We start from the raw sequence: 22,726 nt of genomic DNA, 5'->3' as shown, positions 1-22,726 counted from the left end.
ACTTGTTATGCACGTTTAACGTAAATATTAAGCACAGCAATCTTCACAATAAAAACATTGATAAGCACATCGTTTTAAAATTTTTAGGAACTGCTGTAATGGGCATTTTAGAATCTTACGTGTTAGGTGAAATTGATAATGATATTGAATATGTTGCGATGCAGGTTGGGTTGGAAACAACGTAAAAGATGTTGATCAAAAAACATTTAATAAATCATTTACACTAGATTGAAAGAATAAAAAATTAGTAGAGAAAAAATAAAGAAAACCGAACCGCCACTTAGATGACGGTTCGGTTTTTAAAGTTCATTACCTTACTTTCAACAATTGAGCTAGCTCTTTAAGACTCCCTCTCAAAGAAAGTTCGTTATTTATGTTAAAATATTGCGAGTAAGTTTCTGTCCTTAACGATTTTATCACGTATTAAACAAAATCATTTAAAAACGAAGAAAGGATGGTACTAACATGGAAAACTTATCAGATTTACATAAAGAGGAATCAATAAAATCCTTACAGTCCACAATCCGTAAACTCGAAAGTGCCTTGTCACAAATGACTCAGAAAGGCTCAAATACTACGTTAGTAAAGAAACGCCTTCAGGCAGCTTGTATCGGCTTAGCAATGCTAGAGAGTGTTTGGAATCAAAAACCTCATCATTACAACCAGGAAGATTTAGCAGCAGCTCGCAATGTTCTTACCGGTTTGCTTCCATCAATTGAAAAAATTTACGTTAAGTCAAAGGTTGGTAGTCCTCAAAGAACTCTTTTAGAAAGAAGGATTAAATCGTTGGAACTTGCTATTCAAGCGATTAATAACACTTCTAATGAGTAACTTTTCCAACTAAAAAGTGGCAGGTGCTTTCATTCATTAAGAACAAAACAACTGTAAAGAGCCTTACTACAAACGTGTAGCAAGGCTTTTATTTCGAGCTTTATTATTTATAAGTACAATTATAAGCAGATTAATTTATCGTCTTAACCCCATTGTACTCATCCTTTTATTGATAATTATTATCAATAAATATCAAAAATAATAAACATCCCATCAAATGATGAATGTTTATTTATTACACAAATATGCTTTACGATCATTTTTAAATAATAAATAGTGCGCTGTATGAACTTTCCTCTCCAAATAATCAATTGAATACATACCAGATGGATCTACTAAATCACCAATTGCTCCTGAAAGCTGGTCAATTACTTTCTGCAGTGTTTCTAAGTTTTTCTTCTCATTTTCAGCGTTCATTTCATCCATAATGTCACAAATAAGATATTGCACTCGCCGCAAACGTAATTCCTTCTGCTCCATGTATATCTCCTCCCTACTAGTCATATTACGGTTTAAATATATGGCGTCATAGCTTAACCAATGCAAAAAATAGAGGCAACCAACTTCATAAAGCTGGTTGCCCCCATTCTTACACTTGCATCGCTTTTTCTCTCAAAGCTCTTCTTAACAACTTACCCGTCGTATTCTTCGGCAATTCTGTTAAAAACTCTATGCTCATTGGCACTTTATATTTTGCTAAATGTAACGTGCAATAATGCATCAGCTCTTCTTCTGTTACGTTCGTTTGTTTCAGAACGACGAAAGCACGCACTGCTTCTCCTAAGTTTTCGTCTGGTACACCAATTACGACAACTTCAGCTACTGATTCGTGCGTATATAGTACCTCCTCTACTTCACGAGGGTAGACGTTATAACCACCAACTAGGACGATATCTTTTTTACGATCAACGATATAGAAGTAACCTTCTTCATCCATTTTCGCTAAGTCTCCTGTATATAGCCAGCCATCTTTTAATGTCGCAGCTGTATCTTCTGGTGCATTATAGTAACCCTTCATAACGTTAGGTCCGCGAACGATTAATTCACCGACTGCGCCGACAGGTACTTCTTCCCCAAGTTCATTTACAATTTTATTTTCTACATGCCAAATATTTGTGCCAATCGACCCTGGTTTACGAGGACGATCTAGCGGATTGAAACAAGTAACTGGTGATGCTTCTGATAAACCGTATCCTTCTGAAACAATAACGTTAAAACGTTTTTCAAAGTTTTGCAGAAGAGCAACAGGCATCGATGCACCACCGGAAATACAAAGGCGAAGCGTCTTCACATCTTCTGCGCTTGCTTCTTCAAATAAATATAAATAATTGTACATCGTCGGTACGCCAGCAAAGATCGTTGGTTCGTACGTACGACAAATACGGAATACTTCTTTCGGACTAAATTTCGGTAACATTAAAATCGTTGCCCCGTTCACAATCGGTGCATTTACCGCAACTGTTAAACAGAATACATGGAACATCGGCAGTGCCGCAACGACGCGATCATCGGCCGTATATTGTAAATACGACGCCACATCGCTTGCGTTACTATATAAATTTTTATGTGTTAACATAGCACCTTTTGGTTTTCCAGTTGTGCCTGAAGTGTAGAGGATAACCGCTACATCTTCTTCATCTAGTTCCGGACCTTCGTAAGTCGCATCTCCAGTTCCTATAAAACTAGTAAACGTTTTCATTTTTTCGGTTTCTATATGATTAAAATCTGATGAGGTTTCGCATATGATGATGTTCTCTAGTGAAGGAAGTCTTGTTGTAAGAGATTGTATAACAGGTAGAAGGACGTCGAGTACGATGATTGTTTTTACATCTCCATTTTGTAAAATATAATGCATTTCGTCTGCTGTATAAATTGGATTAACTGGTATAACAGTTGCCCCGGCTTTCATTGTTCCGTATAAACCGACTAAAAAATGTGGTGAATTCCCAACAACTAATGCGACATTGTCCCCTTTTCCAATGCCCATTTCTGCTAAATTGCTAGAAAACCTTGTGACCATTTTGTTTAATTGGTCATATGAGACCGACTGATCCATAAAAACATAAGCCGGTTTATCCCCCTTCTTTTTTGCCGTTTCAGCCAAAGATTGAACGAGATTCACACAAACCCCACCTTTATAAAATTTAGAATATTTAAAAATTCTAAATTAATTATATTAAAAGAAAATTAAAGTAGCAAGTAATATCCTATTAACTGCATATACACGGCGTACTTCCTATTGAATAACTTTGGGAAAATATAGTGATTTCACTTACCAGCAAATTATTAAAAGAGGACAAAAATCATTGTAGGATAATATGCACCTATCGTTTCTCTAAGCTTTTCAAGTTCTTCTTTATTTAAACTTGTATGCTCTCCATACAAGTTTATCGCGTCCGCTCCATTTTCATGAAAGTACACTGTAACATATACTATCGGTAACCCTGTATCGTCTTCATCTATAGACAAGACAACATCTGGTATTTTACCAACAGTACTAAACATTTCATTTCTTTTCCATTTCTTATTTTGAAACATAGTTTGTATATCATCTATCTTTCGTTTGTTATCAGTATGCGTATAATATATAACATTATCCTTCGCTGGTTTTCCAATAGATAAAGTTGTACGACTTGAGGAGGTTTCATCGTTACACGCTGTCATCCCGATGAGGAAGCTGAGCAATAATACAACGCACATTATTCTTTTCATTTTGATCCACCTCCTTTTATTATGTATATTCCTTTATAAGGGGCAGATGACTTGTGAGTGGTGTTTTGAGGAAGATATTTGTGATAAGTGAAATTATATTAGCCGCAACTCAAAACCAAAAGTGACAATCCACACAAAAAGAAAGAGGCTGCCCTTTATGACAGCCTCCCCCATTTTTAGAAGAATAAATGTAAGAAATCTTCTGTTGTAATATTACCGAAGTAGCGTGCGATATCTACGCCTTCTAAAGCTGCAGTGAATGCATCTTTATCGAACTGTACGCCTGTTAAGCGTTCTTCAATGTCATGAACATCTAGTGATCCGAAGAAGTCACCGTAAATTTTACATTCTGTTACTGTTCCTTTTTTCACTTCAAGACGAACGTCAACTTGTCCAACTGGGAAACGGTGCGAATGTTGTAAGTTGAACTTCGGAGATTTTCCGTAGTTCCAATCCCAATTGCGGTAGCGCTCTTCAGAAAGTTTGTGTATTTCTTTCCAATCCGCTTCTGTTAATTCGTACGTTGGAATTTCTGTTTCACCTTCGAAAATGGTTTCTAGAAGAAGTTGTCTAAACTCTTCTGTCGTCATTTTTTCGTTTAAGAACTCTGTAATATTCGCAACGCGGCTACGGATTGATTTAATTCCTTTTGATTGGATCTTATCCATTTTTACTTTTAATGCCGATACAACGTGATCGATTTCAGAATCAAATAGTAACGTACCGTGACTGAACATACGACCTTTCGTTGAGAACTGCGCGTTACCTGAAATTTTTCTTCCTTCAGCTAAAATGTCGTTACGACCACTTAGTTCTGCATTTACGCCTAGTTTACCAAGCGCTTTCGTTACAGGCTCAGTAAATTTTTTGAAGTTGCTGAAACTATCTCCATCATCTTTCGTAATAAAGCTGAAGTTTAAGTTTCCTAAATCATGATATACTGCGCCTCCGCCTGATAGACGACGAACAACATGAATACCTTGTTCTTTTACGTAATCTGCATTAATTTCTTCTACTGTGTTTTGGTTTTTACCAATGATAATCGAAGGCTCATTAATGTAGAACAGTAAATACGTTTCGTTAATATCTAAATTCTTCACACAATATTCTTCAATCGCTAAGTTTATCGTAGGATCTGTAATCCCTTTATTATCAATAAATAACATCGTATCACCTCATGAATTCCATACGTAGCCACTATGCGCTAACGTAATATGGCCACTGAAAATTTGTTTTGCTTCTGTTACTAAATCAGATGGGTTTCCTATATGCGGTAAGTGCGTTAATAAAAGTTCTTTTACATTCGCATCTTTCGCAATACTTGCCACTTCTGTACTATTCATATGCCCTGCTTTTGCAGCCTCTTGATGTGCATACATATTACACTCACAAATGAAAAGATCCGCATCTTTTGTGAATGGAATAAATTCAGGAATATAACTGGAATCTGCGCTATATACTACAGCGTTACTACCAGCTTTAATACGCATCGCAAAGCATGTAACAGGATGAACAGTTTTTAAGAATGAAATAGAAAACGGTCCAACTTGAAGTGTTTCTTCTGGGTTGTACGCGATTCCTTTCGTATGCGGTGCATGCGTTAAAGAATGGAATCCATTCTCGTCAAACGTATGACCGTATATTGGCAATTCCGGTAGTTGTCCCTTTGTCGCACTTGTAATTAATCTCGCATATTGCAATACCCCAATGTCTGCAACATGATCGTGGTGGTAATGCGAAAGTACAACTGCATCTATATGAGATGGTGTTATATATTTTTGAAGCTGTGCTAGTACACCACTACCACAGTCTACAAGTAAACGAAAACCATCGTGTTCAAACAAATACCCCGACGTTGCTTCTCCCGCTTCTGGAAAGCCGCCCCAAAAGCCGACAACAGTCATTTTCATATGTATCCATCCTTTCTAAAACCGAGTAGGAATGCAGTTTTTCTCCGTACTTGAGAAAGTTTTTTACTTACATCCTACATTGTTAACTATAATCCATTTCCTAAACTTTTTCATTAATTTTCAATTTGTTATAAAACAGTTGTTGACTTTTATTTTTTGTACTAATACAATGATAGTAAGAAATGGAAATGGAGGAATTGACATGATCGATCAACCAATGGAGTTTTTCAGAAATTTACCGACGAAAACTTGTGCGCACTGCGGGAAAGAAATTGATGAGCAGCACGAAGCATACCATAACAAATGTGATGACTGCGTTCACGAAGAGTAGTAGTTTGTGAACAGAAAAAAAACCTAGCAGACATAGTCTACTAGGCTAATAACATCGTATCCTTCATCGTTGAACCTTTCACCAAGAGCTCCAGTTCAAACTCATACAATTCTTTTTTACGATAATTTTTCGTATGGATTTTATCCATCATCAGGTCGACAACTTTTCGAGCCATTTCATCAATTGGCTGTTCAATTGTCGTAATACCTGGCTCAGTAATCTGCGATAAAATTTGATTATCAAAACCGATAACAGCGAGATCCTCTGGAATACTCCAGTTATGGCGCTTCGCCTCTGAGATAATTCCAGCTGCAACCTCGTCGCCTCCTGCCAAAATCGCGGTAGGATTTTTTTTGTCCTTTAATACTTCATGGAATATTCGCTTCCCATCATCCCAAGAGAAAGCGTTTTCAAGAAAATCAATCGCTTCTACTTGGCGGCTCTTCTCAGTTATTGCACGTAAAAAGCCCATTTTCCGCTGTTGGCTAACAACTTTGGTTTCGTTACCACGGCAAAAAATAAGATTACGATATCCTTGTTCTAATACATGATTGGCAGCTATGTATGCTCCTTGTGCATGATCAAATTTCACTGTTGGAACATTTGCTTCCTCAATATATTCATTACATAACACGATTGGACCGTGCTGTAAGTACGGCTCTACATCTTCCCACGGATTTTCTAGTGAACATAGAATAATCCCATCTACTTGTTTCGTAGATAATAATTGTAAATACTCCATCTCTTTTTCTGGTAAATATCTTGTTTGACAAATAATCAGTTTATATTTATGCTCAGAAGCAGCAATCTCGATTGCTTCAATAAATCTACTAAAAAAAGGATTTGTAATCCTTGGAACAAGCACCGCAATTGTTTCTGTTTTTTGTTTACGAAGCCTTCTCGCCGCAGAATTAGGAACGAAGCCTAAATGCTTCATTGCTAATTGAACCCTTTTTTTCTTCTCATCTGAAACATATGGATGATTATTGATCACCCTAGAAACCGTTGTCCTTGATAACCCCGCTAATTTCGCCACGTCCTCGATAGTCGACACGAAATTCTCCCCCTTTGCATGAAAACGTTTTCTTAAATTGATTATATAGTATATTATTGGAAACTGCAATATCGGTTGTTATGATTTTACTATATTAATATTATACATAGGGAAAAGTCTGTTAATAGTAGGGGAAAATGTATTACTTTTAGAAATTTACAGTGATCATATTTATAAAAATAAAGGATGATATTTCATGAATCGAACGGATCGTTTATTAGCGATATTAATTGAATTACAAAGAAAACAAACTGTTACAGCACAAAGTTTAGCTGGAAAATTTGAGACAAGTATAAGAACTATTTATCGAGATATGGATGCACTTAGTGAATCTGGTGTCCCAATTTTTGCAATGCCCGGCCACGGCTACTCATTAATGGATGGATATTTCTTACCACCCATTCAGCTTACCCCTGAAGAGGCTGTTACCCTTTTATTAGGCGGTGATTATATCGAGAAAACTTTCACTTCTTCTTTTTCTGCACATGCACAATCGGCAAAAGAGAAACTTGAGGTTATCCTCCCTACTGATCAAAAAAAGAAAGTTGAGGGGTTACGAGGTACTTTCCGTTTCCTTTCTCCTATATTTTCAAACCAGCAAGCCGAGCAAGAAAAACTAGAGAACCAACTTTTCTTGCTACAAGAAGCAATTCAAAACGAGCAAGCTATCTCTTTTTCTTATCGTAAGCCAAGAGAAACCACAAAAATAGAGCGGACTGTTCATCCTTACGGTTTAGTCAATATTTCAGGAATTTGGTACATCGTTGCTCATTGCTTACTTCGGAAACAAATACGTAATTTTCGTTTAGACCGTATGGATACATTACAGCAAGAACAAGAATTTTTCACAAAACCGAAGGACTTTTCTTTACAAAACTATAAGCCTGAAAGCAATCGTACTGTTACAATCCATTTATTGTTTCCATCTCATATTGCACATAAAATTATTGAATCACGATATTTTTTTATAGATTCATATGAACATAGAGATAACAGTTTTCACGTCTTTTTGAAATCAAGAAACATAGACGAAGTGTTTCAATGGGTATTGAGCTGGGGAAGCCAAGTGCAAGTACTTGAGCCAAAAATTCTTTCTGAGAAAATCCGTGATGAAGCAAAAAAAATGTTAAAACTTTAATTTCACTACTGACATAATGTTGTCAGTATCCCTCCTTTATAGTAGGTATTAACAAATACATTTTCATAAAAAGGAGTTAACAATATGAATAAATTTGAGGAGTTAGCAACGTATTACATAGAGGAATTAGAAAAATACTCTATAGAGCAATTTAGGATGAAGCCTTCTAGTGAGGAATGGTCTCTCGGTCAAATGTATAATCATTTAATTGCTTCCACATACATGCAATTAGATGCAATCACAAAATGTAAAGGCGAAACACCATCAGTAACTAACAAAAAAACGGATATGGGTGAAAAAGTATATAAACTTGGTGCTTTCCCAGACATACAAATCAAAGTACCAAATCATCCTGGATATACGCCAGAAAATCCAATTAACAAAGAAGAAGTACAAGAGCGTTTTCTGAAATTAATTACAGTTGTTAAAGACATTGAACCAACAATTACTTCTATTCGAAGTGCTTGTAAAGTCGAACACCCTGGGCTTGGTTACTTAAATGCGGCAGAATGGTTTCAGCTCATTTCTATGCATTTTGCACATCATCTTCGTCAGAAAGAAAGATTGGAAACAAAAGTTTTATAATTCTACTTCCCACATATCCTTACAGTTTAGATATTTCCTGCATAAATCCAGCCATGCTCGCTAATAAACTAGTGAAAACGAAAAGTGCAAGAATAAGAGGAATAAGTAATAACTAACTGTAAAGATGAAAAAAACACCTTCACAGGTGTTTTTTTCATCATAGAAATATCTTAAAATAGATATCTATTGTCATTTATTCAATTAAAAATCTTTGTTACATCATAACGCCATCATTTTTGAATGAATACCATTTTCCATTAATGAAATGTTTGCCCACTGCCATTGCACCATTGGATTGTAAATAGTACCATTTTCCATCTTTTTGTAACCAATTTGTTTTCATCGTTCCATCTTCATTCAAGTAGTACCATGTGCCATTCACTTGTACCCAACCAGTTGTCATTGGGCCATCATAAAAGTAATACCACTTGCCATTGTAGTTTAACCAACCTTCATGATTCGCTCCACTTTTCTCATCAAAGTAACACCAGTCACCATCCACTATTTTCCATCCAGTCACCATAGATCCATCTGGATTAAAATACCATGAAGTGCCGCCTTCAGCTAGTTTCCCTGTACGCATAGCACCACTGTCATCGAAAAAGTAGCGCTTTCCTCCTTCATCTAACCAACAGTCTTTCCATCCATTTTCTGAACTTTTCATCGTGCCATTTGAGTTCAGATAATACCATTTTCCATTATCTTTTACCCAGCCTGTTTTCATTGTGCCGTCTGTATTCATGTAGTACCATTTTCCATTATCTTGTACCCAACCTGTTTGCATCTTAGCACCCGCTAAATAATACCAACTTCCTTGATAGTTTAGCCAACCATTATAAGCAGCTCCATTACCAAAGTAATGCCACTGATTATTAATTAAATTCCACCCTGTTGCCATCGACCCATCTGCAAGGAAATAGACTCCATTAGGATATCCACCTATCCAATTGTTTTTCCACATTTTCCCGTCATCTGGGGTCAAATGATAGGTTTTACCGTTATCTTTAAGAGTACCATAATGTAGACTTCCACCTTGTTGAACGTAATACCAATCTCCTTCGTACTGAACCCAACCTTTATTTGAATACATGGCACCATCTGTTCCTAATAAATAGCCTATATCTGTACCTTCATCTCGAATATATCCTTTTTTCATTTTTCCATTACCATCAAAATAGTACCATTTTCCACCATCTTGTAACCAGCCTGTTTTCTTCATACCTTTTTGGTCATAGAAATACCATGTATCCCCTTCTTTTACCCAACCACTTTGTTGAATTGTCTGCTCTGTTTTTGCAGTAGTCTGTTTCACATTATCTTGTTTTTCAGCATGTGATACCGCCGGAACTATAACCATAGCAGACATTAAAATTGGTAAAATAACTTTCTTCATTTTCTATATCCCCCAAATAATGAATAATTTTTGTTTTTATTTCCACAAACAGTATTATATTACGCTATTTAGATATAATCAATAGTTTTTGTAATATAATCGTAATATTTTTAAATAAAATAAAATAAAAGTAGAATTAACGTCATTAAATTCACTTTTTTGTTACATTGTAGGTGATATTACACATCTATCAACTTAAAATATTACTTGTTCTAAAACGAAAAGGATGAGCCGAATTTTCAGTACTAACTGTAAAAACGTGAATTTTTCATTATGAGGTGATCTATTTTCTTAGGTTGATGAGTATTTGGCAAGCCCCCATAAATAAATGTTTTTGTGGGATTACATCTTCATAAAGAAAAGACACTCTTATAAGAGTGTCTTTTCCATAGTTTTTTAGCAAAAGCAAGCAGCTCCAACGATGATTAATAAAATAAACAATATAACTAATAAAGCAAATTCACCGCAACTACCACCAAAGCCCATAATAGTTCCTTCTTTAGATAAGAGAGGCAAACTAGGAATTACTCATTACATTTATAACTCCTCCCACTTCGTCCAAACTTCTCTCCCATTTATATGGTACATATTATCCTCTCGATCCATAAACCCATGCACGATAAATTCTCTTCTAATCGTACAAAAATCATCATGATATTGTTTTATGAACACATTTATTTCTTTCTCTGTATATTGATTTTCAACGTTTAACTTGCTAATCAAATGTTCTAATAACACTAACTTTTTCTTTTTTTGACCTGGAATCGATTTTAAACGATTCTCTTTATCGAAAAAGTTACGAATGTTCGTATCCCTAAATTTCATTTCGCTTTCGGTCATTTTGTTATCCTCCATCAGCTTTTAAATAGTGAAACTTTACTGTTTTTCTTTACCGTTTTTCTTTATTCTTTCACTTAAAAAATCAATAAAGTAATATCCACTAATTAAAATGTAATACGTTACAATCATTCCCAATATATCCTTTATGCTCGTATGTTCTTTTTTGTGAAATAAAATCGGATATAGTGTATAAACCAAGAAGGTGATTAGTGGATATATTATAAAATAGAAGCGAGATTTTTGTTTCATCATATCAACTCCCCTATTCTAGTTTTCTCTGTAAATTGCTGTAAGTCCTTTTCTTTCGTTTAGACTGCAATTAGAAGTTAAAGATTATCCTTGTTCCAAAGAAAATACGGATGAACTGCAACTACAGCAAGATGTACAAGCCATTGAAGAATTGAAAAACCTTCTTAAAAAACCTGAATTAACGGAAGAAAAAAGAGCTCAATATTTATTTTCAATTATGGCTTTAACTCCTTACACACAATTGCATGAAATACTTCCCCTCTTGGACGAATCGGATATGTGGGTACAAGAGAGAGCGGCTGAAATTCTAGGTTTCCATAGATACGTGCCAGCTAGCGAAAAACTAAATTGGGTTAAAGAACACGGACAACATAACGGGAAAATGGCAGCTGAATTAGCATTAAAAAGAATAAAAATGGAATGAAAGAACGAAAAGAAAAATGCTCTAGTAACAACAATCTTTATGAACAGATCCAATAAAAAGAGCCTGTATCGATAATCACTGAGTAATTATTGATACAGGCTCTTCATTCCAATGTTTCGTTATTATAAATATTTACCTACAAGGTGCTTTTTTTAAACTTCAATCGATTGATTTTCAACAACATTTCTAAATTGTCGTTTGTGCATCCAAGTTAAGGAAGCGATTGTTCCAAGTGATAATACGACGATAAAGATCATGAGTATTCCTATGTTTTGCCACATGAAGTTAAAGTCTCCGCTTGATACGACTGCTTTCAATCCTGATACAGAGTATGTCATCGGTAACCACGTATTAAATGGTTGTAAAAACTTCGGAATCAATTCTAGTGGGAATGTTCCAGCACTTGTTGTAAGCTGAATAATTAATGTGATGATGGCAATAAATCGCCCTGCATCACCGAATGCTGTTACTAAACATTGAATTAATGCGATAAACGCTAAACTTGTAACGATGCTAAAGAGTATGAAGTATGGAATGCTTTGCACTTCTACACCTAATCCGAACAGTAATATGACATCTGCTACTATCGCTTGAATAATACCGACTGATAGTAAAACGCCGAACTTACTAATAAACCAGCTAAATCCTGATTTTGGAACGCCGACTGTATCGCGTAATGGGTATACGATAGATAATAGTAATGCCCCAACGAATAAACCGAGTGATAAGAAATACGGTGTAAATCCAGTTCCGTAGTTTGGAACTTCCGCTAGTTTCTCTGTCTTCACTTTTACAGGGTTTGCAAACATATCATATGTTTTATCCGTCCCTTTCACTTCACCAGTTTTCTCTGCCCCTTCGCCAAGTTTCTCAGCAAGTTCACCTGAACCATCGTTTACTTTGACGAGGCCATCTGTTACTTTTCCTGATCCATCTGCTAGTTTATTTACGCCGTCGATTAGCTGTGTTGAGCCAGTTGACATTTTATTTAGGCCGCCATTTAGAGTGCCTAATCCAGTTGTTACTTGACTTGAACCGTCCGCTAATTGCGTTATGCCACCTGTCATTTGGTTTGCTCCTACAGATAATGTACCTAAACCACCCGTTACTTGGCTTGAGCCATCTGCTAATTTGGATACTCCTACTGATAATGTATCTAAACCGCCTGTTACTTGGCTTGAGCCATCCGCTAATTTTGTTACTCCTACTGATAATGTACCTAAACCACCTGTTACTTGGCTTGAGCCATCTGCTAATTTGGATACTCCTACTGATAATGTATCTAAACCACCTGTTACTTGGCTTGAGCCATCCGCTAATTTTGTTACTCCTACTGATAATGTATCTAAACCACCTGTTACTTGGCTTGAGCCATCCGCTAATTGATTTATTCCACCTGCCATTTGATTTGCTCTTTCAGATAATGTACCTAAACCGTCTGTTACTTGACCTGAGCCATCTGCTAATTGATTTATTCCATCAATAAATTGGCCGGATTCGTTTTTAAATTTATTTGCGCCTTCTTTTGCTACATTTAAATTCCTTCCAAATCCTTGGAACTTTTCAACAAACCCCTTTTGTGCACTAGCTAATTCATCAATACCACTCGTTAAAGTTTGCAATCCTGCTGTATTCGGTAGTTTGTTTTGTGCATCACTTGTTCTTTGATCTATTTCACCTTTTAATTGTTTTACTTCTTCATTTAATTTATTTGTTCCACCTGCTACTCCGGCAGCTTTTTGCTGAACTGTCGCTGTACTTTTTACAGCAGTTGTTATGAATGGTTGTAACTGCTCTTGATATTCTTTCGGTAAACTTTCAATTTGCTTTTGTAAATTCGCTACATCTTGCGCTGCATTTTTTGCATCTCCTGCTGTTGATTGCGTAAGTTCATTTAATTGATTTACATTTGCCCCAGCTCCATCTATTTTTTCTTTTACTGTATTCAATATAGAAGGGCCTTTCGACTGCATTTCCTCTAAACCGGCAGCAGAACTTTTCACTTTACTATTCAAATCTTGCAAACCCTTTTCAATTTTTTGAGAAGCTTCCTCTAGTTTGCTTTGTCCCCCAACCAGCTGTTCCATACCATTTGATAAATCAGTTGTTCCTGTTTTAAATTCACCAGATTTACTTACTAATTTGTTCAAGCCATCCGTCACTTTCTCAGATCCATCACGTAATTCGCCAATTCCTTTTTGCATTTCACCCGTTTTGCTATTTAACGTATTTAAACCGTCCGTTACTTTTCCGGAGCCATCTACTAATTTCCCTACACCTGCTTTACTATTTAGTGCATGTAAACCACCTGTTACTTTTCCGGAGCCATCTACTAATTTTCCGATACCAGTATTGCTATTTAATACATGTAAACCATCTGTTACTTTTCCTGACCCATCTACTAATTTCCCTATACCTACCTGCATTTCACCTGTTTTGCTATTTAGCGTATTTAAACCGTTTGTTACTTTTCCTGACCCATCTACTAATTTATTTGATCCATCCGCTAATTTCTGAACTCCATCCTTCATCTCCCCAGACTTCCCTCGAAGTGTATGAAGGCCATCCGTCACTTTACTTGAACCATCATGCAGCTCACTTGATCCGTCGTGCAGTTTATTTGCACCTTCCGCTCCATCTGCTAATCCTTTTGAGACGTCTTGAATAGAATCAAACATTTTCTCTGCATATGTTTTCGTTAACGTACTTGCTACTTCACCTTTAATTTTTTCAATCGCTGTTCCGCCAATTTGTGAAGATAAGAAGTTTAAGCTTTCATTTGGAATGTATTCTAAGTTTAATGGCTTTGGATCATTTTTTAATAACGTTGTAGCATTACTTGAGAAGTCATCTGGAATGCGTACTAACATGTAATACTTTCTACCTTCCATTCCCTTTTTCGCTTCTTTTTCACTTACAAATTCCCATTTAAAACTTGTATTATCTTTTAAATTATCAACGAGCCCTTTTCCGACCTCAATTGGTTTCCCATCAAATACTGCACCTTTATCTAAATTGACTACCGCAACTGGTAAATCATCTAACTGTTTATATGGATCCCAAAAGGCCCATAAAAACATACCCGCATATAAAATCGGCACGAATAGAACTGCGATAATTGGAATTAATATTTTTTTGCTTTTTATAATTTCAGTAAACTCTTTACGAAGTAACTGATTCCATTTCATCATTTCTCCCCCTTTATCGAAATGACCAAAATGTTCATTTAGTCATTTTCACCCAAACAAAAAGGCTATACTTATTCATACATATGCCTTATCCCCGAATTTATACTATGCAACTGTTCCTTACTATGAAGTGAATATTTATATTATCCCTCCTAAAATAAATATATGACTACTTTGTTCAAATGGTCACTTTTTATAATAATAAAAGGATTATCTTAGTTTGACAATCCTTTTAATAAATAAAGTTCAAATAATTCTGCAATTTTTTCTTTTTCTAGCGGTTCATGATTTTTTTCCCAATCAAAAATAAGTGATACGTATAGGCGAAGCATAATAAATGCTGTAATTTCTGGGTCACATTTGCTAATTTCACCTTTTTCAATCGCAATCTTTAAATACGATTGAATGACAGAAACGATTTCCACATCTACTTGTTGCATCACTTCTTGTACTTCTTTCGTTCCCATATCGCGCTCTTCTTGAATTAACTTAATCATGAGCTGATGTTCTTTTCTAAATTCCAAGATGCTATATAATGCTTTATGTACATTTTCAAAAAATGAAACATCTGAACGAATTGCGTTTTCTGCCACTTGCTTCATTTCTGTAATTAAATTAGAAATAATTTCGCCAAATAGCTCTTCTTTATTTTTGAAAAAAGTATAAATCGTTCCTTTTCCTACATTCGCTAATTTCGCTACTTGATCCATCGTTGTTGCTTTATAACCGAACGCTGAAAAAGACTTTGTTGCAGCTTCAATAATAGAACGTTTTCGATCTATCGCCACATCGTCACCTCCAAAAATGACCAATTGGATAATATAGTCAATCAGTACATATTTGATATTACCACACGCTTACATTCTATACAAGTTCTCTTTTTTATTATTTCCAGTATAAAAAATTAAAGTCAGTGTATACCATACTGTCCATAGTTTATCAGAAGAAAAGAGAAAAGGAAAAGGTGTTCTAGAGATATACATCTTAAGAACACCTTTTTATCATTTCAACATAGAAAGCATAACCTTCTCTAACTCTTCTTTATTTACATTTTTATCAAATACTGCTTCTCCAGGATCCTCTAAACTATGATTAATAATGACAATTTGATACGCACTATTTTTCCCTTTTGCAGGAACAATCATCTTCATACCTTGTAAATTACTATCTGAGTTATGAGTCGCATAGAATATTTGATTACCTTCTAATTCGTACTGTTCAATGTTTTCTTCTACAACAAATAAAGCATGGAACGGATCTTTACTTTCTCCAAAAACTTGTGATTGATAAGTTGTATAGTTCCCTTTTCCGTTTGTATACTCTAATTCAATAATTAACTCAGGTCTTCTCTTAATAAAATAACTTACCTTTTCATCCTTCAGATTGTATCCTTCGATTGTGTAAGTTGGCTTCTTAATTTGAAAATCAACATGTTCCTGCGCTTCCTTTACCGTGTAATTTATAGATTCGTGCACTTTGTCATCAAATGGTTTTGACTGATCATAAAGTACATATAATTTTTCACGATCAGCTTTTGTTAAACGTTCTTCTCTAAAAATTATTGACTCGTAATCAGAATCTCTCGGAGCACCTTTTTTCTGGATATTAATAACTTTCTTATATAATTTTATGTACTGCTCAAACTCATCTTTTGTTAAAGCCTTTTCAGCTAAATATAAGTAATCCGTCTTTTCTTCATACACTCTTGCTGAATAACGATATTCTTTTTTCGCATTTTCTTCTGTACCAAACAGCATATCTACAGCATTTTGGAAAGCATCCTTTGACTGCTCTACTTTATCCTCTTGTTTTTCTTTCCCTTCCGTTGCACGTGCGTTGAATAAAGAAAGAGATGCTATAGCAACTATAGCAATAACTCCAAGTAAAGAAAGACGATACGATTTCTTTTGGAACTTTTTAATCATAACGATTCTCCTTTTTAGTGTTCGTTTATTTCTACTTAAATTTGCTAGGCTTGGTGCTTGATAGGAATAGTGTTCTAGAAGGGTAATAATTGTATGACCGTATGCAATTTGATCCTCTTTATCTATAAAAGTAAGCGCATATGCATCACAGGCTAATTCTTGATCTTCTCGCATACAGAAATAGGCGTACCAAAGAATCGGATTGAACCAATTTAATAGCAGTAGGCTATACATAATCCAATTTACAGCTACATCGTTTCTCTTAATATGAGCTAACTCATGATAAAAGACATATTGTAATTGTTGCTCATTTAATACTTTCATATGTTTTTTCGATAGTAATACTTTCGGACGAAAGAAACTAAAAACAGTTGGACTCGCAATCTTTCCTGCTAAACGTAATGAAACTGCCTTCTTCATTTTCATAGACTGCTTACAGCGATTAAACACTGTAACGACCTGTTTCTCCGAAATATCCGGTTGTTTCTTTATGTACGAATATAACCGCCTATTTGTAATAAACGTTATGACTGCTAATATGATTACCCCAGCTAACCAAACATACAAAACAATTTTGGATAAAGAAAATGTAGTCTGTTGCTCCGTACTCGTACTTACTTTCTGTTCGCTATTTTTTATCACAGTTTCAGCATTTGATTCTAATTCCACTGCATGATCACTTTCTATGTTCATCATACTCTCATTAGACGACGGCATATTTTTTGGAATAACTTCCGATACGCTAGAACTATAAGAAAGTAATGAATAAATGCTATAAGAGCTATCTGGCGACCATGGTAAAAGGAGTCTTATCATTAATACGATCCACAGCATATATTGCCACCGGGGCGTTAATTTATTTCTAAATAGAACTTTTATACATAAAATAAATCCAACTAATATGCTGGCCATAAGTGACGTTTCTATAAGCCAATCAAAAAAATGAGGAAGGTATACATTTATAAGCGTGTCTATCATTTTTATCGATCCTTCCTCTTATTCTCCTCTGTCTTCTCGTCTAAAATGCGTTTTAGTTCATTAATATCTTCTGAAGACAATTTTTCCTCTTTTAAGAAATTAACAAGTAATGGCTTAAACGCAGCGCCGCAAAAACGCTTTAGCAAAGATTTCGTTTCAACTTGCAAATAATTATCTTGTGATACTAACGGATAATAAGCATACATACGCCCTTTATCTTGATGGTACGAAACGGCTTCCTTTTGTACTAACCGATTAATTAATGTACGGATTGTTTTCGGTTTCCATTCCATTGCATCTTCTAATTCTTCTATAATTTCATTCGCTGTTTGTGGAGAATTAGACCAAAGTACTTTCATAATTTCTAATTCAGCTTCAGATATTTTAGGTAATTGATTTGTCATAGATATTTCACTCCTTCGTATTACATTTGTAATCTACAATTAAGATTACAAATGTAATACTTAATTGTCAACCATATTTTAGAAAATATACTTTCAGATAAACCTTACTTAACAACAACAAAATTCCTCTTTTTCAAATAATCAAATAAAAAAACAAGAAAATCTTTACAATTAATAGTAATATAGAAAATAGACAAGTTTATCAAAATAGTGGAGGCTTTTTCAGTCATGATGCGTGCGCTTCGTTTAAGTATAAAGCAAGCTTTTTGTAATCGTGTTTCTTTAATTATTATGTTTAGTGGATTAGCTCTTATCTCTATCTATCATTATTATTATGTAATTCGTTATATTGGAGACGGAACGGATGCGTTTGTAACAACGGCTTTTAAATGGATTGGATTTCGCGACAATGAAATGGATGTTTGTGATTGCAAGTCTCCCCTTTAGTACAAGTTACAACTCAGATAAATCAGATGGTTTTAAGACATTTATAAGTAAAGAAATTTCGTTACTTCCTTATTCAGTAACGAAATATATCGTTACATTTTTTTGCGGAGGACTTCTTTATACGTTTCCATTTATCTTATCATTATTATTTTGCAAATTAACCATTCCAAACGGAGCACCCGCAGCCGGTTCAGGTATTATAAATGACAACGGGATGTTCGCAAACTTATATTACGGCTCCCCCATCACTTATATTATTGTATATATCGGAATTAATTTTTTATTTGCAGGGTTAATGGCTCTTTTAGGACTTGCTGCATCTGCATGGTCACAAAAGGACTATATGGCGATTCTGTTTCCATTTGCAGTTACCTCCATTCCTTACGTCCTGCTCAATACGATATTCCCTACAATAGGCGGAGCACCTATTCATTTATATGATCCAAAGCAACCGTTACAGGGCATGTCATCGTATATATTAACGATACAATGTGCCTTCTTCTTCTTCTTCAGCCTATGCATGTATATAAAAGGCGTACAGCGTGATAGAAAAAGGTACAAAAGAAGATTGCAAAGAAGGGATCGGTGTAGAAAAGCGTTTCAAGCATAAAAACCTAATTTCCTCATGTCTTCTTGGAAATTAGGTTTTTTATTCATTTACGGCGTACCAGCCAATCCCCATAAAATAACAATAGCTACAAAATAAATCGCTTTAATAGCTACTACTAAACATAATAAAACAATTGCATATTTACTCAATTCTCTTCTTGCACCTATTAAAGTAAAAATCACTGCCAAGCTAAATGTTATATATGACGTTGTTGTATTTATTAAGTTATACGTAATATCTAAATTTTGCGTAAATCCTGTTACTTCAGCTATAAACTGAAGCATGGCGATACTACTAAAAAAGATTGCGATTTGATTCATTAATTTTCCATTTAGTTGTACCTGCATCGTTGCCCCCCCCTTTTTAAAAACCTGAATATTCAATTAATTTTACCATGAATTTTACAAAAAAGAGTTTCTATATATAATCTTTTGCAATTAGTTACACTCTATTTTCCAAATAAAATGACCACCGCTACGGTTTGCTTAAGAAACCCTAAAATTCCCCACAGAAATCAAGCTCTAAATAGCTAGATGCCCACCTCAAAATTCAGTGAATACAAGGAAGTCAGGTGGGAAATCAACTGCTCGTAAAAGCCCGATTGGGGAAGACTAATAATCGGAATAAAAGTGCACCTCCAATTGTTAGACCGTGTCTAACAATTGGAGGTGCACTTCATAATAATAGGTTTTTCTATAAAAAAACGAACAATACTTTACGGTGTCCCTGCCAACATCCATAAAACTACAATAACAACTATATAAATTATTTGTATTCCTATCGCCGAACATAAAGAAATAATTGCATATTTACTTAATTCCTTTTTCATACCCAATATAGTAAAAATCACAGCTAAACCAAATGCTGTATAAGTGATGCTCTGCCTTATTGTACCTAAATAATGAATACCTAGTGATTGCGTAAGACCTGTTACATCAGCTACAAACTGAATCAATATAAAAACACTCAAAAAAATCGCTAGTTGATTCATTAATTTCCCATTTAGTTGGGCTACCATATAACTACACCTCCCTTTCTATAAAACAGAATATTCGATTAATTACATCGTCAGATTACAAAAAAAAGAATCCCCTCTTTGTAATTAAATGACGATGCAAAAACAAAAAAAGAACGCTTAGTTACCTAAGCGTTCTCTCACTTTAAGAAGCTTTCTTCAAATCAATTTGAGCAAGTACTGGGTCGTGGTCGCTTACACGTCCATGCTCTTTCATAATGTTTGAGTTTAAGTGTACTGGGTCTACAATTGTGTGCGGTGCGATGTTGTTCGTTACTAAAATATGATCTAACACTTGTGCATTCCCTTCATGAATGTACGTGTAACGATTCTCTTTCGGCACAGTGTTTAGCATATCTTTTAAGATTGTTCCCTCTAATGCTTTTAGTGGTTTCGAGAACTCAAAATCGTTCATATCACCTAATACAACAACAGGTGCATTTGCATTCTTTTTCTGAATACCTTGTACGAAATGATTTACTTCTTGCGCTAATTGAATTCGTTTTTCTTCACTCTTTAATACGAGCGGCTGCACTTTTCCAAATGGCGTTGCATCTCCTAGTTTTGAGTTTAAGTGATTTGCAACGACAACAACGTTTTGTCCTTGGAATGTAAATTCTGCTGCTAACGGTTTTCGTGTACTATCAAATAATGCATTTTCGTCTCCAATACGAACTACATTTTTATCAAGTAACTTCGGTACTGTTGCTAATTTCACACGTGATGGGTTATAGAAGAAACCGACGCGAATGTTAGCTCCAGGCGCTCCCCCGTCTTGATTGTTGCTTGGCGCAATTTCTACATACTCATACTTCGGTCCGCGAATTTCTAGAACTGCATCAATGATACGTTTTGCGCTTAATGAAGCATCTGTTGTCCCATCATTAATTGATCCATTATTATCTTGCATTTCCTCTACACCGATAATATCTGGCATTTTTAAATTGTATTTAATAGAATACGCTAACTCTTTTACTTTTTCGTCCGTCGTTTCTTTTTTATTTGCTGAGAAGTTTTCAATGTTATATGTAGCAACTGTTAATTTATCAAGACGTGGCTGAATATTTGCCCCTACTCGCTTAAACCCACCGTCCACTACAGATGGTAATTCCGTCACTGGCGAAATACGGAACGAACCGTAATCATATCCTACTACCCCTGTTATATCTCCTGTGAAAGTATCTCCTACTTTTGCTACATAATCACGAGGTACTTTTACAGAAAGACGCTCTGGGTTTAATTGATTTTCATCTAAAAGAGGTGTACCATATTTCGTTACTACTTTATCCCCGCTATTTTTTACTGTTACATATAAATTTCCGTTTTTCTGAGGTGCAATAATTTTTGGTGTTGGCATCGTAACGCGCATACCTTCTATACTTTCATAAAAGTCGATTGCATCTTCATTTGGATCAAATAAACCGAATGCATCATTATCGATAATTTGATCAGGAATTTTCACACCGTTTTCTCCGAGTACGATGGGTGCTGGTAAAGGTTGATCTTTTGCGATTACAGCAACGCGACTCGCCTTAATTTCCGTCGTTGTTAAGTCTGTTTCAAACCTTTCTGCATATCCAGGCCCAACATATTCTTCTACTTCTCCATCAACTTGAATAAGGTCTCCAACTGCTACATTTGCCTCTTTTTTGTATACGTACATACCTTCTGAAGTAGCTGGATCATTATCCGGTTTATTATCTTCTATATAAAAACCATTTTTATCAAGCGCTGTTACAACGCCTTCCACATTGTTTACTTTCTTCCCTTTGTAAGGAGAAATATGTGATTTCCCTTGAATATCATGAATACGAACTGGTTCATTATTTACGATAATAAATGAAAATGTAGAAATCGCCGAAGAAGTAAGTCCTTCTTTCTCTGCGATTGCTTTAATCACACTATTTTCATTCACTACAATTTGTCCGCTATAACGAACACTCTTATTTGTAGGATTAGAACCATCTAACGTATAGTAAATTGTTGCTCCTTCTGTATTCGTTGTTAATGTTACCGCTGTTCCTTTCGCAACTTCCCCGCCCCCAGGTGAAGCCACTACATCGCTAACACGGTTTTGTTCTTCCCCTTGAAACTTATGGGCTGTTACTGATTTTAAACCCGGACTACTAAAATATAATTCAAGCGTCCCTGTTAAGCTAACTTTCTTCCCAATATTTTCAGGATGATCTTTCACATTCACTGCCGATCTCACATCGCCTTTTGGCAACTGAACAGGCATGATTTTATCTGGATTTGTTTCGTTTGGTGAATCGGCAATTGCCACATTTGTGTCGTCAAACTTAGCCGGATCCCTCGTGTACTTAGAAGGACTTTGCGTATATCCGACAATATATCCTTCTACTATCCCCTTCGTTTTCCCTTGCTGCTTGAATACTTGAATTGCTTTTTCTACCGACATAGAAGTAGTTTCTTCTGCTTGTGCTAAAGTTCCAGTAAATGAAAGCAATAGTAATAATGATAAAAAGACACTTAACAATTTCTTCACAGCTATTTTCCTCTCCCTATTTCATATTTTCTCAGCATATCTATCATAACAAATGATTCGTTATATAGAACTATATTTCGACAAGTTTTACAAAAAATTAATCTCAGCTATACGTTTAAAACAAAAATTACTTATGCTAAAAACAGATGGAATATGTAAGGTACAAACTTCTATTTTCCAATAAAA

Annotated in this window: 23 protein-coding genes and 2 pseudogenes; 7 read left to right on the top strand and 18 right to left on the bottom strand. The window is 35.2% G+C overall.

Going from position 1 to position 22,726, the window contains the following annotated elements; genetic code table 11:
* Positions 1-2 precede the first annotated feature (2 nt).
* Positions 3-185: a hypothetical protein gene (locus tag JDS98_RS12980; protein ID WP_002042824.1), complete on the top strand. Its 183-nt coding sequence runs from the start codon at positions 3-5 to the stop codon at positions 183-185.
* A gap of 280 nt (positions 186-465) precedes the next feature.
* Entirely contained in the window at positions 466-831 is a 366-nt protein-coding gene (locus JDS98_RS12975; RefSeq protein WP_199631874.1) for a hypothetical protein, read from the top strand.
* Between the two features lie 228 nt (positions 832-1,059).
* On the opposite strand, the gene JDS98_RS12970 is transcribed toward JDS98_RS12975, so the two are convergent.
* The 5 genes from JDS98_RS12970 to JDS98_RS12950 form a co-directional block, all read right to left on the bottom strand.
* Complete coding sequence (locus JDS98_RS12970; protein ID WP_199633959.1) at positions 1,060-1,311, bottom strand: hypothetical protein; 252 nt, start codon at positions 1,309-1,311, stop codon at positions 1,060-1,062.
* Positions 1,312-1,420: 109 nt separating this feature from the next.
* Positions 1,421-2,953, bottom strand: coding sequence for a fatty acid--CoA ligase family protein (locus tag JDS98_RS12965; RefSeq protein WP_173781571.1), 1,533 nt, complete (start codon positions 2,951-2,953; stop codon positions 1,421-1,423).
* A gap of 164 nt (positions 2,954-3,117) precedes the next feature.
* Positions 3,118-3,543 carry a hypothetical protein gene (locus tag JDS98_RS12960; protein WP_199633958.1) on the bottom strand — a complete coding sequence of 142 codons (426 nt, stop codon included), beginning with the start codon at positions 3,541-3,543 and terminating at the stop codon, positions 3,118-3,120.
* A gap of 176 nt (positions 3,544-3,719) precedes the next feature.
* Entirely contained in the window at positions 3,720-4,709 is a 990-nt protein-coding gene (locus tag JDS98_RS12955; protein ID WP_097958840.1) for a lipoate--protein ligase, read from the bottom strand.
* A 9-nt stretch (positions 4,710-4,718) separates the two neighbouring features.
* The gene (locus JDS98_RS12950; RefSeq protein ID WP_000784682.1) at positions 4,719-5,453 is read right to left on the bottom strand and encodes an MBL fold metallo-hydrolase; all 735 of its coding nucleotides are present in this window, start codon (positions 5,451-5,453) and stop codon (positions 4,719-4,721) included.
* Between the two features lie 202 nt (positions 5,454-5,655).
* Here JDS98_RS12950 and yhfH point away from each other — a divergent pair, with 202 nt between their 5' ends.
* Positions 5,656-5,784 (top strand): protein YhfH, encoded by a 129-nt coding sequence (gene yhfH, locus JDS98_RS12945; RefSeq protein ID WP_000567010.1) that lies wholly within the window; start codon positions 5,656-5,658, stop codon positions 5,782-5,784.
* Between the two features lie 40 nt (positions 5,785-5,824).
* Here yhfH and JDS98_RS12940 read toward each other — a convergent pair whose 3' ends face one another.
* Entirely contained in the window at positions 5,825-6,838 is a 1,014-nt protein-coding gene (locus JDS98_RS12940; protein ID WP_000103728.1) for a LacI family DNA-binding transcriptional regulator, read from the bottom strand.
* A gap of 196 nt (positions 6,839-7,034) precedes the next feature.
* Here JDS98_RS12940 and JDS98_RS12935 point away from each other — a divergent pair, with 196 nt between their 5' ends.
* Entirely contained in the window at positions 7,035-7,976 is a 942-nt protein-coding gene (locus JDS98_RS12935; RefSeq protein WP_199633957.1) for a helix-turn-helix transcriptional regulator, read from the top strand.
* 84 nt (positions 7,977-8,060) lie between these two features.
* Entirely contained in the window at positions 8,061-8,561 is a 501-nt protein-coding gene (locus JDS98_RS12930; RefSeq protein ID WP_097895907.1) for a DinB family protein, read from the top strand.
* Between the two features lie 19 nt (positions 8,562-8,580).
* Here JDS98_RS12930 and JDS98_RS12925 read toward each other — a convergent pair.
* The 5 genes and pseudogenes from JDS98_RS12925 to JDS98_RS12905 form a co-directional block, all read right to left on the bottom strand.
* Positions 8,581-8,667 (bottom strand): annotated as a pseudogene (locus JDS98_RS12925) (YknW family membrane protein); the annotation flags it as partial.
* Between the two features lie 108 nt (positions 8,668-8,775).
* Positions 8,776-9,954: a glucan-binding protein gene (locus JDS98_RS12920; protein WP_199633956.1), complete on the bottom strand. Its 1,179-nt coding sequence runs from the start codon at positions 9,952-9,954 to the stop codon at positions 8,776-8,778.
* 396 nt (positions 9,955-10,350) lie between these two features.
* The gene (locus tag JDS98_RS12915) at positions 10,351-10,440 is read right to left on the bottom strand and encodes a YjcZ family sporulation protein (RefSeq protein WP_000505668.1); all 90 of its coding nucleotides are present in this window, start codon (positions 10,438-10,440) and stop codon (positions 10,351-10,353) included.
* 51 nt (positions 10,441-10,491) lie between these two features.
* Positions 10,492-10,794, bottom strand: coding sequence for a DUF2087 domain-containing protein (locus tag JDS98_RS12910; protein WP_000140282.1), 303 nt, complete (start codon positions 10,792-10,794; stop codon positions 10,492-10,494).
* Between the two features lie 36 nt (positions 10,795-10,830).
* Positions 10,831-11,046: a hypothetical protein gene (locus JDS98_RS12905; protein WP_097958833.1), complete on the bottom strand. Its 216-nt coding sequence runs from the start codon at positions 11,044-11,046 to the stop codon at positions 10,831-10,833.
* A gap of 274 nt (positions 11,047-11,320) precedes the next feature.
* Here JDS98_RS12905 and JDS98_RS12900 point away from each other — a divergent pair, with 274 nt between their 5' ends.
* Complete coding sequence (locus JDS98_RS12900) at positions 11,321-11,467, top strand: LacI family transcriptional regulator (RefSeq protein WP_098162778.1); 147 nt, start codon at positions 11,321-11,323, stop codon at positions 11,465-11,467.
* A gap of 152 nt (positions 11,468-11,619) precedes the next feature.
* Here JDS98_RS12900 and JDS98_RS12895 read toward each other — a convergent pair whose 3' ends face one another.
* The 4 genes from JDS98_RS12895 to JDS98_RS12880 form a co-directional block, all read right to left on the bottom strand.
* Entirely contained in the window at positions 11,620-14,655 is a 3,036-nt protein-coding gene (locus JDS98_RS12895) for a YhgE/Pip domain-containing protein (RefSeq protein ID WP_199633955.1), read from the bottom strand.
* A 215-nt stretch (positions 14,656-14,870) separates the two neighbouring features.
* The gene (locus JDS98_RS12890) at positions 14,871-15,443 is read right to left on the bottom strand and encodes a TetR/AcrR family transcriptional regulator (RefSeq protein ID WP_000963370.1); all 573 of its coding nucleotides are present in this window, start codon (positions 15,441-15,443) and stop codon (positions 14,871-14,873) included.
* Between the two features lie 213 nt (positions 15,444-15,656).
* Complete coding sequence (locus JDS98_RS12885; protein WP_199633954.1) at positions 15,657-17,558, bottom strand: M56 family metallopeptidase; 1,902 nt, start codon at positions 17,556-17,558, stop codon at positions 15,657-15,659.
* A 2-nt stretch (positions 17,559-17,560) separates the two neighbouring features.
* Positions 17,561-17,962, bottom strand: coding sequence for a BlaI/MecI/CopY family transcriptional regulator (locus tag JDS98_RS12880; protein ID WP_000184505.1), 402 nt, complete (start codon positions 17,960-17,962; stop codon positions 17,561-17,563).
* A 228-nt stretch (positions 17,963-18,190) separates the two neighbouring features.
* Here JDS98_RS12880 and JDS98_RS12875 point away from each other — a divergent pair.
* A pseudogene (locus JDS98_RS12875) lies at positions 18,191-19,019 on the top strand (hypothetical protein).
* A 47-nt stretch (positions 19,020-19,066) separates the two neighbouring features.
* Here the strand turns inward: JDS98_RS12875 and JDS98_RS12870 are convergent.
* From JDS98_RS12870 to JDS98_RS12860, 3 genes are all read right to left on the bottom strand, one after another.
* Positions 19,067-19,366: a hypothetical protein gene (locus JDS98_RS12870; protein ID WP_001198068.1), complete on the bottom strand. Its 300-nt coding sequence runs from the start codon at positions 19,364-19,366 to the stop codon at positions 19,067-19,069.
* Between the two features lie 368 nt (positions 19,367-19,734).
* Positions 19,735-20,037, bottom strand: coding sequence for a hypothetical protein (locus JDS98_RS12865; protein ID WP_000226526.1), 303 nt, complete (start codon positions 20,035-20,037; stop codon positions 19,735-19,737).
* A 142-nt stretch (positions 20,038-20,179) separates the two neighbouring features.
* A complete protein-coding gene (locus JDS98_RS12860) occupies positions 20,180-22,546 on the bottom strand; it encodes a DUF6359 domain-containing protein (protein ID WP_199633995.1) in 2,367 nt (788 codons plus the stop codon).
* Positions 22,547-22,726: the final 180 nt, after the last annotated feature.

The sequence above is a fragment of the Bacillus cereus group sp. N11 genome, from assembly GCF_016483605.1.
Classification (GTDB): Bacteria; Bacillota; Bacilli; order Bacillales; family Bacillaceae_G; genus Bacillus_A; species Bacillus_A toyonensis.
The sequence above is the reverse complement of the archived record's forward strand: the minus strand, read 5'-3'. Positions and strand labels throughout refer to the sequence as shown.